Annotated in this window: 15 protein-coding genes; 10 read left to right on the top strand and 5 right to left on the bottom strand. The window is 42.9% G+C overall.

Annotated features, from left to right (window positions below):
• Positions 1–8 precede the first annotated feature (8 nt).
• Positions 9–359, top strand: coding sequence for a Bor/Iss family lipoprotein (locus ACO05P_RS03530; RefSeq protein ID WP_421753403.1), 351 nt, complete (start codon positions 9–11; stop codon positions 357–359).
• Here the strand turns inward: ACO05P_RS03530 and ACO05P_RS03525 are convergent.
• Together ACO05P_RS03525 and sucC are read right to left on the bottom strand one after the other, a co-directional pair.
• Positions 356–736: a hypothetical protein gene (locus ACO05P_RS03525; RefSeq protein WP_421753402.1), complete on the bottom strand. Its 381-nt coding sequence runs from the start codon at positions 734–736 to the stop codon at positions 356–358. The genes ACO05P_RS03530 and ACO05P_RS03525 overlap by 4 nt on opposite strands.
• 68 nt (positions 737–804) lie before the next feature.
• Positions 805–1,995 carry an ADP-forming succinate--CoA ligase subunit beta gene (gene sucC / locus ACO05P_RS03520; RefSeq protein WP_421753401.1) on the bottom strand — a complete coding sequence of 397 codons (1,191 nt, stop codon included), beginning with the start codon at positions 1,993–1,995 and terminating at the stop codon, positions 805–807.
• A 115-nt stretch (positions 1,996–2,110) separates the two neighbouring features.
• Between sucC and ACO05P_RS03515 the strand changes: the two genes are divergently transcribed.
• Genes ACO05P_RS03515 through ACO05P_RS03495 form a run of 5 tightly spaced genes read left to right on the top strand, consistent with a single transcriptional unit; the run spans position 2,111 to position 7,220 of the window.
• Complete coding sequence (locus ACO05P_RS03515) at positions 2,111–4,522, top strand: DUF5916 domain-containing protein (protein WP_421753400.1); 2,412 nt, start codon at positions 2,111–2,113, stop codon at positions 4,520–4,522.
• Positions 4,522–5,175 carry an ABC transporter ATP-binding protein gene (locus ACO05P_RS03510; protein ID WP_421754874.1) on the top strand — a complete coding sequence of 218 codons (654 nt, stop codon included), beginning with the start codon at positions 4,522–4,524 and terminating at the stop codon, positions 5,173–5,175. Before ACO05P_RS03515 ends, ACO05P_RS03510 begins: the two co-directional genes overlap by 1 nt.
• A 7-nt stretch (positions 5,176–5,182) precedes the next feature.
• A complete protein-coding gene (locus tag ACO05P_RS03505; protein WP_421753399.1) occupies positions 5,183–5,785 on the top strand; it encodes an SIS domain-containing protein in 603 nt (200 codons plus the stop codon).
• A complete protein-coding gene (kdsA, locus tag ACO05P_RS03500) occupies positions 5,782–6,558 on the top strand; it encodes a 3-deoxy-8-phosphooctulonate synthase (protein ID WP_421753398.1) in 777 nt (258 codons plus the stop codon). The genes ACO05P_RS03505 and kdsA overlap by 4 nt, the downstream gene beginning before the upstream one ends.
• Complete coding sequence (locus tag ACO05P_RS03495; protein WP_421753397.1) at positions 6,555–7,220, top strand: KdsC family phosphatase; 666 nt, start codon at positions 6,555–6,557, stop codon at positions 7,218–7,220. Before kdsA ends, ACO05P_RS03495 begins: the two co-directional genes overlap by 4 nt.
• Here ACO05P_RS03495 and ACO05P_RS03490 read toward each other — a convergent pair.
• Together ACO05P_RS03490 and ACO05P_RS03485 are read right to left on the bottom strand one after the other, a co-directional pair.
• Complete coding sequence (locus tag ACO05P_RS03490; protein WP_421753396.1) at positions 7,217–8,065, bottom strand: DMT family transporter; 849 nt, start codon at positions 8,063–8,065, stop codon at positions 7,217–7,219. The genes ACO05P_RS03495 and ACO05P_RS03490 overlap by 4 nt on opposite strands.
• 2 nt (positions 8,066–8,067) lie before the next feature.
• Positions 8,068–8,574 (bottom strand): DUF4442 domain-containing protein, encoded by a 507-nt coding sequence (locus ACO05P_RS03485; RefSeq protein WP_421753395.1) that lies wholly within the window; start codon positions 8,572–8,574, stop codon positions 8,068–8,070.
• Positions 8,575–8,636: 62 nt separating this feature from the next.
• Between ACO05P_RS03485 and ACO05P_RS03480 the strand changes: the two genes are divergently transcribed.
• From ACO05P_RS03480 to ACO05P_RS03470, 3 genes are read left to right on the top strand one after another with little or no spacing between them, the layout of a single operon-like run.
• Complete coding sequence (locus tag ACO05P_RS03480) at positions 8,637–9,482, top strand: zinc-dependent peptidase (protein ID WP_421753394.1); 846 nt, start codon at positions 8,637–8,639, stop codon at positions 9,480–9,482.
• Positions 9,483–9,491: 9 nt separating this feature from the next.
• Complete coding sequence (locus ACO05P_RS03475; RefSeq protein WP_421753393.1) at positions 9,492–10,781, top strand: AAA family ATPase; 1,290 nt, start codon at positions 9,492–9,494, stop codon at positions 10,779–10,781.
• 1 nt (position 10,782) lies between these two features.
• Positions 10,783–12,024, top strand: coding sequence for a tetratricopeptide repeat protein (locus ACO05P_RS03470; RefSeq protein ID WP_421753392.1), 1,242 nt, complete (start codon positions 10,783–10,785; stop codon positions 12,022–12,024).
• On the opposite strand, the gene ACO05P_RS03465 is transcribed toward ACO05P_RS03470, so the two are convergent.
• Positions 12,021–13,301: an ammonium transporter gene (locus ACO05P_RS03465; RefSeq protein ID WP_421753391.1), complete on the bottom strand. Its 1,281-nt coding sequence runs from the start codon at positions 13,299–13,301 to the stop codon at positions 12,021–12,023. The genes ACO05P_RS03470 and ACO05P_RS03465 overlap by 4 nt on opposite strands.
• Positions 13,302–13,503: 202 nt before the next feature.
• Between ACO05P_RS03465 and ACO05P_RS03460 the strand changes: the two genes are divergently transcribed.
• A complete protein-coding gene (locus ACO05P_RS03460; protein WP_421753390.1) occupies positions 13,504–16,257 on the top strand; it encodes a hypothetical protein in 2,754 nt (917 codons plus the stop codon).
• Positions 16,258–16,309 lie beyond the last annotated feature (52 nt).

Genomic DNA, 16,309 nt, shown 5'->3' with positions numbered 1-16,309 from the left:
TTAGTCTCATGAAATTGAAAAGCCTGGCTGCTTTAATCCTTAGCAGTTTACTCTTAAGCTCTTGTTTCAGTCACCATTACAGCGTTGGAAAAGGCGTTCGAGTTGAGAAAACTCGTGAGGTAACGGAAAAGAATCATTTTATGGGATTTGGTGTCATTCCCGTTAAACGCTGTCATATAGACCAGATGGTTGGCGACACTTTGAACTATGAAATCTACACGCGGTCTACCCCCCAGGATATGATCGTCTCTACCCTTACCATTGGAATCTACACTCCCACTACCACCACAGTTACGATTCCGGATGAAATTTACAAGCGCAACACCAATCGCAAGGTACAGCGCAAAGAGTCGAATTAAGGCTTAGGCTTCTTCTTAAACTCGGTATAGATTATCTCCTCGCCCCACTGCACCTGAGAGGCATGCTTTTTCGTTGAATCCTTGTTGATAGGCGACCAATATTCAGGATATTTAAAAGTGAGCTCTTTGTTCAGATAAAGTTCAGAGAGACTGTCTGCTTTTAATTCTTGCTCCACTCCTTCTCGCACAACAAATGTTTCACCGTTTTCCAATTGGAAAGCCAGATCAACATTGCCAATTTCATAGATACGCTTAACCCGACCGGTTTCAATTAAAGCTTCCGCTTCATCGATAGGTGGTGCTGGCCTGAAAATGATAATCAAGATCAAGACAGCAATACTAAAGATGAGATATTTAAGAGCAGGTCTTTTCTTCATGGCCTACGAATTGAATAAAAAAAGCCGGCTTCCCAAGAAACCGGCTTTCGTATGATTTTCAAATAATCTTATCCTACCAATTCCTGAACCTTGCTAGCCGCTTCTGCCAAAGCAATGGCAGAATGTACTTCTAATCCAGAATTATCGATCATTTCTTTCGCTACTTCGGCATTGGTACCTTGTAAGCGAACGATGATTGGAATGTTAATGTCTTCGATGTTTTTATAAGCATCGATAATACCTTGAGCTACCCGATCGCAACGCACGATCCCACCAAAGATATTCACCAAAATTGCTTTTACATTTTCATCTTGTAAAATGATACGGAAGGCTTTTTCTACCCTTGCGGCATCAGCAGTACCTCCTACATCCAGGAAGTTTGCAGGGTTTCCACCGGCCATTTTAATAATGTCCATAGTGGCCATCGCCAATCCGGCACCATTCACCATACACCCTACATTACCATCAAGGTTTACGAAGTTTAAGCCCGCTTCACCGGCTTCCACATCAATAGGATCTTCCTCACGCTTGTCGCGTAATTCTGCGTAGTCTTTATGGCGGAATAAACCGTTATCATCTAAAGTAACTTTAGCATCTACGGCCAAGATTTTATCGTCAGAAGTCTTTAATACTGGGTTGATTTCGAAAAGGCTGGCATCAATACCATCGTAAGCTTTGTATAAGCTACTCACGAATTTCACCATTTCTTTAAAGGCGGTTCCGCTTAAACCCAAGTTGAAGGCAATTTTACGAGCCTGGAAACCTTGCAATCCTACTTTGGGATCGATCTCCTCAGTAAAGATGCGCTCTGGAGTTTTGTCGGCCACTTCTTCGATATCCATTCCACCCTCAGTAGAATACATAATCATATTGCGACCGGTATTACGGTTCAACAATACTGACATATAAATTTCAGAAGTTTCGCTATCTCCAGGATAGTAAACATCCTCCGCAATAAGCACCTGATTTACAAGCTTACCCTCAGCGGAAGTTTGAGGAGTAACCAGCATCATTCCCAAGATTTGCTCCGAGATGCTCTTCACATCTTCCAAAGACTTGGCTAATTTAACGCCACCGCCTTTACCACGGCCACCGGCATGGATCTGGGCTTTAACTACCCACCAAGAGGTTCCGGTTTCTTCACTCAGTTTCTGAGCTGCTGCCACAGCTTCATCAGGGGTGCTTGCTACAATGCCACGTTGAACGCGTACTCCATAGCTTGCCAAAATATCTTTTCCTTGATACTCGTGTAAATTCATCGATTTGCTTTTTTGCTGATGGCCGCAAAAATACCACCCAAAGTCTTAGCAGGAAAATTTTGATTGCCTTTTATCTACCTTTGCGGCCATTTACTAATTCACCCGAATTTCTAAGATGTTGCAGCGTTCTGCCCTTCTCTTTTTCCTTATGTTATCTTGGGCTCTTCAGGCGCAAAAGAAAAGTTTGGAACCTTTAAAAACGAAGGCTGAAGTTGAAATCGACGGTTCTCTACAAGATTCCATTTGGCAATACGCTCCTGAAGCAACTGATTTTGTGATGCTTTCCCCCGGAAGTGGGGAGGCTATTCCCGCTGGTTTTAAAACCACCCTTAAGGTGTTTTATACAGATGAGGCCATCTATTTCGGAGTGACTATGCTCGATCCACGGCCTGATTCTATCTTAAAACAGGTTACAGTTCGTGATGATATTAATCAGAATCACGATTGGTTAGCCATTGCCATTAATCCTTTTAATGATGGTCAAAACGATTTTACCTTCTTCCTTACTTCGGCAGGAACCCAAGGCGACAGTCGTACTACGGCCAATGGCGAGGACTATTCCTTCAACTCCATTTGGTATTCGGCTGTACAAATCACCGATGAAGGCTGGGTATGCGAATTAAAGATTCCTTATATCTCCCTGCGTTTCCCTAATGAATTAAAGAAAGACTGGGGTTTTAATGTGATTCGTTCCATCCGCCGTTCACGGGAAGAATACTCCTGGAATTATATTGATCGTGGCTCTGGATACAGCTGGGAATATCAGGCGGGTATTTTGAGCAATATTCGCGATATCAACCCTCCTATTCGTCTTTCCTTAATGCCCTACGCCTCTACTTATATAGATCATTTTGAGGATAAAACTACCCTGGACTTCAATGCGGGTATGGACCTTAAATATGGGATCAATGAAAGCTTTACGCTGGATGCAACTTTAATCCCAGATTTCGGGCAGGTGGCCTTTGATAATCAGGTCTTAAACTTAAGTCCTTTCGAAATCCAATTTCAGGAGAATCGGCAGTTTTTTAATGAAGGTACAGAGCTCTTTAGCTTAGGAGATTTATTCTACTCCCGGCGCATCGGAGGTGCTCCTAAAAATATTACCAATCAGGACCTTAGTGGCAATGATACGGCCGAAGTCACCGTTCGAACGGAATTTACTCGCTTATTAAATGCCACTAAAATTTCTGGTCGTACTAATGGCAATCTGGGGATCGGTTTTTTAAATGCCGTAACCGACAATAATTACAGCATCATTGATTCGGCCGGACAAACCAGTCAGCGTTTATTGGAACCCCTTACTAATTACAATATTCTGGTTCTGGATCAGCGCTTTAATCGGAATTCAAGCTTAAGCTTTATAAATACCAATGTGCTCCGAAATGGCGAATATGCCGATGCAAATGTGGCAGCCTTATTAGCCAGTGTTTATACTAAAAGCGGGCAATACCGCGTAGACGCTCAGATTAAGCGCAGTGATCGCTTTCAAGGCTCCAATGCGACGATTAGCGGAGAACAGTATTATTTGCGTTTTGGCGATGTAGATGGCAATTGGCGTTGGGCCATTCGTCAGGATGTGATTAGCGATGATTTCGATCCGAATGATTTAGGCTTTTTAGCCCGAAACAACCAGATTCGGAATTACAATGAACTGGAATATGCCACCTTTAAACCCAAGGGGCCATTTAACCGTACCTCCTATACCCTATTTTCTGTTTACTCGCAGCTTTACGACAGCCAACGTTTTGAGGAGTTCTACTTAGGTTTAAACACCTTTTTCCTTTTGAGGGATTTCACCGGTACAGGTATTCGTTTACGTTTAAAGCCTATTGAGTCCTATGATTATTTCGAGCCAAGAGTAGCAGGCTCCTACTTTTATAAGCCCTATAATTACGCTACCATCTTCTTTATCTCTACCGATTACCGCAAACCTTTTGCCCTGGATTTAGATTTTGGATATGACCGCACACCGGATTGGGACCGGGATTATTACAATATAAATATTGAACCTCGCATTCGCCTGGGCGATCATTTCTTTATCATTCCCCAGGTTACCTTCGATTTATTTTACAATGATCGCGGCTTTGCTTCCTTTGGTTCAGATGGTCCTGTGTTCGGCTCTCGTGATGTAAAGAATTTAATCGCCCTAATTGACGGTCGTTATGCCTTTAATCCTAAAGCTTCTTTAGGATTAAGGTTACGTCAGTTTTGGAGTCGGGTAGATTATCAAGACTACTATAATCTTAATGCGAATGGAACCTTAAGCCTTCGTGAAAGTAGCGATGATTATAACCTCTATTTCAACACCTTAAACTTGGATCTTCGTTTTAGCTGGTGGTTTGCTCCCGCCTCCGAAATGGTGATTTTATATCGGGTGGCCCTCTCCAATCTTGGGGATGACATCAACAACAACTATCTTCAGAATTTAAATAATGCCTTCGATTCGCCAGTTCAGAATAACTTGTCGATTCGCCTGGCTTATTTCCTCGATTACCACCAAACCCGCAATCAATTGCAAGGGAAATGATCATACGCGCACAGAATATTCACAAGTCCTACGGACAGCTTGAAGTCTTAAAAGGAGTAGATCTTGAAATCCAATCTGGCGAGGTAGTATCCATTATGGGTGCCAGTGGTGCTGGTAAAACAACTCTCTTGCAAATTTTAGGAACTCTGGAAGCGGCCGATTCCGGTGAAATCTTTTTCGGTGATCAGGAAATCAGTCGATTAGGAGCATCAAAACTGAGTCAGTTTCGAAATCAGCATCTGGGCTTTATTTTCCAGTTCCACCATTTATTGCCCGAATTTACTGCAGTGGAAAATGTAGCAATCCCCGGTCTGATCAGCCGTAAGGCTAAACAAAAATGCCTGCAACAAGCTGCCGAATTGCTGGATTTTATGGGACTTAAGGATCGGATGGCACATAAACCCTCTGCCCTTTCCGGTGGTGAGCAGCAAAGAGTAGCGGTGGCCCGAGCCTTAATGAATCGCCCGGATATGGTATTGGCGGATGAGCCTACTGGCAACCTCGACAGCCATAATGCGGAGGAAATTCACAAATTATTTGACCGTATTCGCCAGGAGTTTGGCAGTAGCTTCGTGGTGATTACACATAACCGTGCCTTAGCAGAAACGGCTGACCGCCTGATTGAAATGCGCGACGGAAAACTTTTGGTATAATTGCTTTATGACGCTTACAAATAAAATCCAATCCCTTATAAATAAGGAAATTGAAGCCATTCAAAACATTCCCATCGACGGAGTTATTGAAGGCGCTATAGATCTCATTTACGAACAAGTACATCAGAAAAAAGGCAAGGTAGTAGTTTCAGGCATGGGTAAAGCCGGTCAAATAGGTTTGAACATCGCCACTACTTTAAGCTCTACCGGAACCCCAGCTATTTTCTTGCATCCTAGTGAATCGCAACATGGTGATTTAGGGATGGTTCAGGAAAATGATGTGATGATCTTAATTTCAAATTCTGGGAAAACCCGTGAGATTATCGAATTGGAATATCTGGTAAAAAACCTGCATCCGGATATGAAAATCATCGGGTTAACCGGTCACCCGGACGGAGCTTTAGCCGAATTTTCGGATGTGGTATTATTAACCGGAAACCCAGCGGAGATTTGCCCATTAGGACTTACTCCCACTACCTCTACCACGGTAATGACGGTGGTGGGTGATGTATTAGTGACCCTCTTGATGGAGCGAATTGGTTTTAGTAAAGAAGAATATGCCAAGCGCCATCACTCTGGCTACCTTGGTGATAAAGCACGAATGAAATGAAGTTTACCTTAATTGCTGGTCCTTGTGCCATTGAAGATCGCGATTTGGCCTTTGCCATTGCGCGCGAAGTTAAAGGCATTTGCGATGATCTGGGCATCCACTACATCTTTAAAGGCAGTTACCGCAAGGCGAATCGTTCTCGCTTAGACTCTTTTACCGGAATCGGTGACATTGAAGCCTTGGAGATTTTACAAGCTATAGGCAAGGAACTCCAGGTAGAGACCATAACCGATATCCACGAAAGTCAGGAAGCTGCTTTAGCGGCTCAATATGTGGATCATTTGCAAATTCCCGCATTCCTTTGCCGGCAAACCGATTTGCTGCTCGCTGCTGGCGAAACTGGTAAAGGGGTGAATATTAAGAAAGGACAGTTCCTTTCTCCAGAAGCCATGAAATGGCCAGTTGAAAAGGTACAGAGTACTGGTAATCAAAATGTATGGGCTTGCGAACGCGGAGTTAGCTTTGGCTATTCAGACCTAATTGTGGATGCCACCAGCATTGCCCGCATGAAGGACTTAGGGGTGCCAGTTATTATGGACTGCACCCATTCGGTACAAAAACCTAATCGTACAGAAGGAGTAACCGGTGGTGATCCACGATTAATTGAAACCATTGCCCTTTCAGCGATTGCCACAGGAGCAGATGGCTTTTTTATTGAAACCCATCCCGCACCTCATACCGCACAATCAGATCCATATACCATGTTGGAATTAAGCAAGCTGCGTTCGATTTTGGAAAAATGCATGAAAGTGCGTGAAGCACTGCAATCATGACCGATCATTGGGATAACCTGAGGGCAAACCTCCATTATTTGCAGCGTACCATTCCGCCTACGCATCGCCTCTACTCTACAATTGAGCGTTTTTCGCGTGGCGCCAATTTAGAGGTTTTCGACCTTTTTCGCATTGCCGAAGAAACGGGTTATCCCGCAGAGGTCCTCTTTAAAAAGCGCATCGACCAGCGACCTAAAAGGGTTAAAATGCTGGTAATGGATTGCGATGGAGTGATGACCAAAGGCGAGATGATCGTAAGCACTGATGGCGAGCATACTAAGATCTTTAATGTAAAAGATGGTATGGGCATAAAGCAAGCCCAGGAAGCTGGTATTCTCACCGGAATTATATCCCATGGCCACTCTACCGGAGTAGTTGAATCCCGAGCTAAGCAATTGGGTATCCCTTTGGTCTATGTTGGTAAAACCCCAAAATTGGAGGTTATTCAATCTTGGTGGAAAGAACACAACATTAGCCCGGAAGATACTGCCTACATTGGAGATGATATTAATGATATTCCGATATTGGAAACTGTAGGAGCAGCCTTTGCTCCTGCTGATGCGGTAGAAGATGTTTTACTCCATCCTGAAATCCATATCCTAAGCCGCAAAGGTGGTGAGGCTTGTATTCGTGAATTAGTCGATCAACATCTCCTCATTTAAAGCTTATCCCGCCATTGACCGCCCAGGCTGGCACTTAGAATAAGAATGCCACCTAAGAATACGCTAAGTGCTGGAGTTTCATCAAAAAGGAAATAGGCGGCAATTATGCCATAAACCGGTTCCAATGCAGTTATCAAGGCCGCCGTTCGGGCTTTCAAATCTTTGAGCGATACTAGAAATAAGAAATGAGATAAGGCTGTAAACACCGTTCCAAGAAGAACCAATAAGCCTATTTCTTGAACTGTAAAGGGAGGCCAAATTGCGATACAAAAAGGCAAAAGAACCAGGCAAGCCCAGATATCTTGATAAAAGCCAATTTCCAAAGCAGAATGCTTGTTAACCAGGTCCTTATTTAAAAGGTTAAGCACTGCAAAACTAAAGCCTGCAAAAAGACCCCATAAGACACCATTCATCTCTGGCGAAGCCATATCCCAGGGCACTATAAGTGCCGTACCACTGATGGATAAAAAGGCCCAAAAAACATCGATAGCATGAACCTTCAGTTTCCAGAAAACACTCTCCAAAATCAAGGTAAATAAGGGAAAGCTCGCAAAGCTTAATAAAGCTAAGGCCACTGAAGTTTCTTGAATGGATCTAAAAAAAGCATACCAGTGCAAAGCGAGAATCGAACCGGAAATGGCCGTTTTATAAAGAAGTTTTAGGCTAAGTCGAGGAACAGCTCCATCTCTTATGCCTAAAATTATTGCAAGAAATAAAGCGGCGAAAAAGACCCTCCCTCCTACAATGATTAAAGGGCTAAAGGAAAGCCAGCGTCCAAACAATCCGGCCAAACCAAATAGAGCCACCGAGCTGTGTAAATAGAGTAATGATTTTTGCCTTACCAAGCTTAAACTTTGGTTTTAACCGATTGCCAATTTTTAATCTGCCAACGAGCAATGGCCGTGGCGATTTGTTTATCATCTTTATCAAATAGATTGATATTGCAATCCACAAAAACCCTATCTGAGTTTTCAAGTGGTTCAAAAACCCGATCCTGCAACCAGTCTTCCGAAACCTCAAAGCGAGCTACCGCCTCACTTTTGGCCTGATAATGATACTCTAAATCTAACTTCTGTAAAATGATTCGGTATTTATTGGGGTCCAAGATACCAATGAGTAATAGGCCTGAACTGATTTCAGCAATGGTTGCCAAAGCACAGGCATGAATACCCTTGAGGTGATTTAAATTGGATTTTCGATAAGGCGCTTTAATTCGCAAAGAGTGCGCGCTGATTTGATCAATCTGAAATCGATGGGAACGATTAAAAGGCACAAATCGGCGTAAGCCTTGCTCTAATAAAAATTTATGGTATTTGCTGCTCTGAGCTTTTAGAAAGAGGCGACTTAATTTCATGCGAAGCTTTCTCACGAATATACGAAGCGTAGTGTTTAAGGAATATCCTAATTTTAGCGGCCATGATTTTTCTATATAAATCGCTAATCCAGCAAGCCCTGTTTTTTCTTCAGCTTCCAGAACCTTCTCCTGAAAGAGAGATTGTGGAGGCCATGGGAGATATTGCTGCGGTTTCTTTAATGATTATTCTTCCGATTTTTAGCATTTACCGCTGGACTAACAAACAATACCCCCTTCAACTCAAATTAGGCTACCGTCCTTATCTTCAGGAAATTCCATTGTACCGACGCTTACCGCCCAAATTGCAAAAGCGCTTTGAGCGCAGAGTACAGCAGTTCATCAACACCAAAAAGTTTATTGCCCGCGATAAATACATGCAGATTGATGATCGTAAGAAGGCGCTGATAGCAGCCACAGCGGTAGAACTCACCTTTGGCTTTCGCCGATTTTACTTCGATCATTTTTCCCGCATTTTAGTGTACCGGGATGACTACTATTCGACCATCAGTAAACAGTATCATGCCGGTGAAGTCAACATTCGTGGAATGATTGTTCTTTCCTGGTCCTCATTTGAAAAAGGAAATTCCGATCGCAATGACGGTCGAAATTTGGGCGTGCACGAAATGGCTCATGCCTTAAAGTTGGAGAATAAAATTTTAAATTCTAACTACGATTTTATTGATCCCCGCGATTATCATTTATTTCTGGAAGAGTTTGAGCTATTTACCAGCAGACCAGCTGATAAAGGTGCATTTTTGAGAAACTATGCCCGTAGCAATGTGCATGAGTTTTTTGCCGTTTGCTGCGAAAACTTCGTTGAAAGACCAGCAAAATTCCAGGAGGAAATGCCCGTTCTTTACAAAGCCATAAGTAGGATCCTTCGTATGGATCCCTTAGAATTTTACTAATCTTATTTTATGAATATTGATGATTTGAGAGAAGCCTTAAATGCCTCTCCCAATAACCGTCCCCTTCGATTAATATTAGCCAATAGCCTTTTGGAAAAAGGACAATATGAAGAAGCTGAAAGTCATTTTTTAAAGGTTTTGCAACAGCAAGAGGAATTAAAGCCTCGCCTCGCTTTGGCGCAGATATGGCTTAAGACTGATAATCCTTCCACTGCCATTGTATTTCTGGAAGATTCCATTGAAAAATATCCTCAAGAAGCTCAACTCTACAGCCTCTTAGCCAAAGCCCATTTGGCCGAGGATAATATTACTGAAAGCCGAGAAGCATACGAAAAGGCGCTTAATCTGGACCCCAATTGGAAAGATGCGCAACTGGATGAAATGTTTCGCTTAAGCGGTATGGAAGTCGACGAAAATCCCATCGATGAATTATTCATGGAAAAACCGGATTTAGGCTTTGCGGATGTGGGGGGCATGTCAGAGGTAAAAAGGGAAATCGCCTTAAAAATTATCCAACCCTTGCAACACCCTGAGCTTTATAAAGCTTATGGTAAAAAGATTGGTGGCGGAATTCTACTTTACGGTCCTCCGGGATGTGGTAAAACTTATATCGCCCGTGCTACCGCCGGAGAAATTAATGCACGTTTTATTAGCATCAGCCTCAATGAAATCCTCGATATGTGGATTGGCAATAGTGAGAAAAACTTGCATCAGTTTTTTGAATTGGCTCGTCGCAATGCCCCTTGTGTACTCTTTATTGATGAAGTAGATGCCCTGGGCGCCAGTCGCAGTCAGATGAAAAATTCTGCTGGCAGTACTGTTATTAACCAGTTTCTGGCAGAGATGGATGGTATCCAAAATAGCAATGAAGGTGTACTCATATTAGGTGCTACCAATATGCCCTGGAACTTAGACCCTGCATTCCGTCGCCCGGGTCGCTTTGATCGAATTTTATTTGTTCCCCCACCCGATGAGGAAGCCCGCTTGGAAATTTTAAAGCAACAACTGAAAGATAAACCTCAAGGAAAAGTAGATTTCAACAAACTAGCCTCCAAAACCCAGGAATATTCTGGAGCTGATCTAAAAGCCATCATTGATGTAGCTATTGAGGAGAAACTAGAAGAATCCTTCAACAGCGGGAAAGTCAGTCCACTGGAAACCAAAGATTTATTAAAAGGAGTGAAAAAACATAAAGCCACTACCAAGGAATGGTTTAGTCAGGCTAAGAACTTTGCCCTTTTCGCCAATAATTCCGGGAATTACGATGCCATTCTCGATTACTTGAAAATCAAGAAATAATATGGGAGCTGCTCTCGATCGCATCCATTTACTAATCGAACAAGATCGTTATGATCAGGCCGAAAAAGAACTCGGCCCAATCCTGGAACAAAACCCACTGGACTTTCATGCTACATATCTTGATACTTATTTAAGTATTCGAAAAGACCCTAAAACGGCCAGGCCAAAAACCGATCATTTTCTATCCCTCTTTCCTAATGCGGATTGGGCTTTCTACTTAAGGTCCTACCGAGCCTTTCAAGTCAATTTGAATGAGGACGCCCTCAAGGATATTGAAGAAGCCATCCGGATCGAACCTAATGATCCGGATCACTGGGCCATGAAGTCTTTGATCTTGATGAATATGTTAGAGAATGAGCAAGCATTGAAGGCTGCTGAACAGGCACTTAGTTTGGATGCCGAGCACACTCAGGCTCTAAATAATCGCTCCATCATTTTATCAAGAATGGGCCGCACCGGTGAAGCCCTGGAAAATTCCAGTCATACTCTTCATCACAATCCTCAAGACTCTTTTAGTCATTATTCCACCGGATTGATTCACCTGCAAAAGGGCCAGCATAAAAAGGCCATGGAGCATTTTCAGGAAGCCTTACGCTTAAACCCCAATAATGAAGCTGCTAAAGATGGAATGCTCAGCGCCATTAAGGCTAGCAATATATTCTACCGCTTTTATCTGCAATACGAGTTTTGGATAATGCGCTTGAATCAGAAAAACCGTTATGCCTTTATTCTGATCTATTTCATCATTTTCAGGTTGGTGCGGTTTATGGCTGGCTTAAGTGCAGACTCAAAATTATGGCTAACGCCGGTGATTGCACTTCTGGGTCTTTTTGCCCTATCAACCTGGATTTTGGATTCGCTATCCGATGGTTTGATGGTCTTCCATCGCTTTGGTAGGCATTTAATCCCTCAGAGACAGCGCGTAATGGGCTTACTTACCTTAAGTTTCACCTTCTTGGCCCTCATTACTTTCGTTGGACTGAATAGGGCCGGATATTCCGAAGTAAACTACCTCTATTCTATAGTTTTTGTAGGTATGGCCATAGTGTCGGGGAGTCTACACCACATGGAAAAGTCCAATTTGCTAAGCTATCTGGGGTATTCTATAATTGCCTTGGGAGCTATACTTAACATCAGTGGACTGGTACTTAATTTAGCAATTGATGCCTTCTTGCCCATCTTTATTATTGGCCTGGTAGTTTATCAGATTAGTACCATTTTTCGTTCCAATCGTATCAGCTAAACCGCTACTTCCCCATGCTGACTAGCATCTAAGCCTTTGAGCTCCTGCTCTGGGCTTACCCGTAATGGTATCATCGCATCTACTAGTCGATAAAGCAATAAGGAGCCACCAAAAGTGAAAACGGCGGTAATAATTAAGGCCAGGATATGATAAAGGAAGGTTTCATACTCACCACTGGTGAGGCCTACCTCCCGCGCAAAAACGGCGGTTAAGATCATTCCTACTATACCGCCAATACCATGACTGGGAAATACATCCAGCGTATCATCAATTTCACGGGCATTCTTAAAGCGAATGGCAAAATTGCTGGTTAAGGAAGCGATAAAACCAATAAAGATGGACTCGCCCATGGTTACAAAACCAGCTGCCGGGGTGATGGCTACCAGACCTACTATGGCTCCAATACAAGCTCCTAAGGCCGACATCTTACGATTCTGAAAACGATCGTAGAAAATCCAGGCGATCATACCTGCTGCCGAAGCCAGATTGGTATTAGCAAAAGCGGCCACTGCATCGGCATTAGCCCCCAAAGAAGATCCGGCATTAAAGCCAAACCAACCAAACCAAAGTAAACCTGTACCTAATATTATAAAGGGTACATTGGCCGGCTCATGCGACAATTGTTTGCGTTTACCTAAATAAAGAGCCCCTGCCAAAGCAGCAAAACCGGCCGACATATGCACCACCGTACCACCGGCAAAATCCAAAACCCCCATATTTCGAAACAGGCCATCCGGATGCCAGGTCATATGCGCTAAGGGTGCATAAATTAAGAGAGTAAAGAATACGATAAAGAGGATATAAGACCGAAAGCGAATTCGCTCGGCAAAACTTCCCGTAATTAAGGCCGGAGTGATAATGGCAAATTTGAGCTGGAATAGGGCAAAAAGTAAAAAGGGAATCCCATCTGCAAACGCTGGATTAGGGGCTAAACCCACTCCTTTCAAATTAAAATAGCTTAAGGGATTACCAATCAAGCCCTTCCAACTATCACCAAAGCAAAGGCTAAATCCCACCACTACCCAAAGGATACTAACCACACCTAAAGCGACAAAGCTCTGCAACATGGTCGAAATCACGTTCTTGCGATTTACCATACCGCCATAGAAAAAAGCCAGCCCCGGAGTCATTAATAATACGAATGCCGATGCCACCAGCATCCAAGCTGTATCTCCAGCATTGATATTTTCGGCCCCTTCAAAACTGTAGTCTGAACCTAAAAACAAGGCTACTAATACCAATGCACTTAAAAAGATAAAATTTAGCTTTTTGCCCATCTCGAAATATTTGAATCGAAAATAGGGGTCACTACTTTAAAAAACAAGAAAAACAAATCAACACCCCTATTTAAATAGGGGTAAAATTCAATTATTACGGTTTTTACTAATCAAACCCCTTTATTAGACAGGGGATATCATATAAGTCATCAAAATCAAATTTTGAATTACTATTCTATAGTCCCCTACTATCTTTGGGGCCATGATCAAAAAGCTCTGCTTTATTTTAGTAATGCTGTCTGGGCATTTTCAAGTTCGGGCACAAATCAACAAGCATAGTATTGACATGCAAGGCGATACCGCCATTGCTGTTCTTGATTACAAAGTTCAAAGACCATCGAACCAAGATTCCCTGAGCATTCACTTTCCATTACAAGCCTATTTAGATAAAGGCTCTTTTTTAAATGATCAGCTTAGGGATTTTCAAGATCCAGATCTGCATTTTGCTAAAAAAGATGAATTGGCCTGGCTAGAGATTGATAAGCTCATTTTCAATGGTAAAGAGATCAATGCATCCTTAGTAAGCGAGTTTCTGGACCTTTCCATAAATCAAGAGGACAGCCTGCGGATTCATATTGAATACCGTTTTATGCTTCCGGATGCAAAGTTTACTGGTAATGGCCGCTTAAAGTCGGAAAGCCGCATAATTGATTTACTACCCAGAATCATCCTCCAATCAGAACATCGGCATCCGGTTAGCTTTAATTACGACAGTTATTTTAGTTCCGAACGCTTCCAGTTAAGTCTGCATCTGCCGGAAGGCAAAGAGGTCGTAAGTAATTTACCTATTCAGGTACGTCAAGGAGAATGGTTTCATTTTGCTGGCCAATCCAAATCCTTACAATTCTTCATTGCCAAGCATTGGGAAGTCTATGAATTGAAATCAGGTTCTAAACTGTATTTAAATCAAGCTGACCCCATTTTCCCAGCCAATCTAGAGCTGGCTTTAGAAGAAGCTGATGTCTTTTTTAAGCAAGAAATTGGACGAGAATTAAGCCAGAAACGCAATTATATTTTCCTGGACTCCAAAAAAGGCGAATACCAAAGTGCCGAACTCATCAGCCTGAAAAGGCCAAAAGATTGGATCGATCTGCGCTTTGATTTGGTGCAAGCCTTGGCCGAATCCTTCTTCCGCTATCAAAAAGCTACCAATGGCTGGCAAAGGCCTTGGATAGCTTGCGGTATCCCCTATTATTACAAGTATCAATTTATTGAAAGTCGTTATCCGCAAAAGCGTTGGATACCTTTTCAAAGCCCCATTTTAAATGGTCTTTTTGGTTTTGATGAATTTGATTTCGCCTATCAAAATCGTTTCCTCTTTCTCTTTTTGCAACGCCAGGGCTTGGATCAATCTTTAAGCTGTCCGGTAGATTCCCTTTCCCGTTTAAACTACGAAGCCATTAGTCAGGCTAAAAGCTTTTTAGTGCTCAGCCATTTGCGGGCTTATCTCAGTCCCCGCGACTTTGTACGCTCTATGCACAACTTTGCCGCCAATGACAGCGCAGCGTCTAGCTATACTGCACTGGAGTATTCCCTGCGCTATTACAGTCCCAAAAAAATGGATTGGTTTTTTGGCCCTGCCTTGCATAGCGCAGGATTGTACGACTATCAATTAGTGCGTCAGGAGCATTGCCCCACCGTAAGCACGGCTACCATTCGCAATACAGGTGACTTAGCCCTGCCCTACTCCCTTACCGGATTTAAGGATGGGAAAGCGGTTTTAACCGAATGGTATGGTGGCCATGAGGGCAAACGTTCGGTGCAGATGTACCATGAAGATTATGATAAGGTAGTTCTCAACGCTCACCTTAACCATGCTGAATACCGACAAAAAAACAATACCTATTACAATCGCTGGCTCTTACCTAGAATGGAGCCTTTGAGCTTTCAATTGTACAATAGTTTTGAAGCGGCCGAGGCCAGTCAGATTTTCTATGTACCCAGTGTGTATTACAATGCCTACGATCAATTCCTTTTAGGCATAAATCTATCCAATCGTTCCATTCTGGTTCAAAAACCTTTTGAATACCTATTGGTACCCGAATACAGCACCGGAACCGGGAAATTAACGGGAACTGCTTCAGTGGCTTATAATTGGGTATTACCAAAAAGCAATTTCTTCCGGCAAATCCGTTTGGGTGTTTACAGTCGATACAACCATTACGATCGTGATCTAGCCTATTATCGCATCTCTCCTTCCCTTAATTTATATCTGCGCAAGAAATACCCGCGTAGTCCTTATATCCAAAGTCTGCGCTTTAGGGGAGTACTATTAAATCGAGAATTAGCCCCGGATCAGGAAAATCCGCAAGGAAATTTGGAAACGGCCAGCTTCTCGGTTTTTAATGCCAATTACCGATTAGAGTACACCTCCATTTTACGTCCAACTATCTTCCGCTTTCATTTCGAAGCTGCAGATCAATTCGGTAAGCTCTTTGCCGACTACGATCAACGTTGGATGCTGCCCAATAAAAAGTGGTTAATCTTAAGAGGCTTTGCGGGCGCCTTCCTTTATAATAATCTGGCGGATCAAGGTTTACGCGATAACTATTACAGCTTTGGAATCAGTGGAACTCCGGATTACCTTTTCGATTATTATTTCATTGGTCGATCCGACCAAAGTGGCATTTGGAGTCGGCAATTCTTTACCACCGATGGTGGCTTTAAGTCCGAAACCCAAGCCTTTGCCGATTCTTGGCTGCTAAGCTCCAACTTGAGCGTGCCTTTTATAGGTCCTTTGGGAGCTTTTGCTGATATCGCCTGGACGGAAGAGCAGATGTACTGGGATTATGGAGTGCGCCTGGCTTTGCTTACAGATTTTGTGGAACTGTATCTACCGATCCAAAATCAAGATCGCAATTTTTACTCCGAAGCTAATTACCTTTCGAATATGCGCTTTGTTCTGGATCTGCAATTAGGCAATATCATTAATCGCCTTCGCCGCGGCTATTACTAAAAAAGGCCTGCCTCTTTCGAAGCAAGCCATATATCAATTATACTATCTTTTT

It is taken from the genome of Croceimicrobium sp., assembly GCF_965228705.1.
Classification (GTDB): domain Bacteria; phylum Bacteroidota; class Bacteroidia; order Flavobacteriales; family Schleiferiaceae; genus Croceimicrobium.
This window is presented reverse-complemented; position numbering and strand designations above follow the sequence as displayed.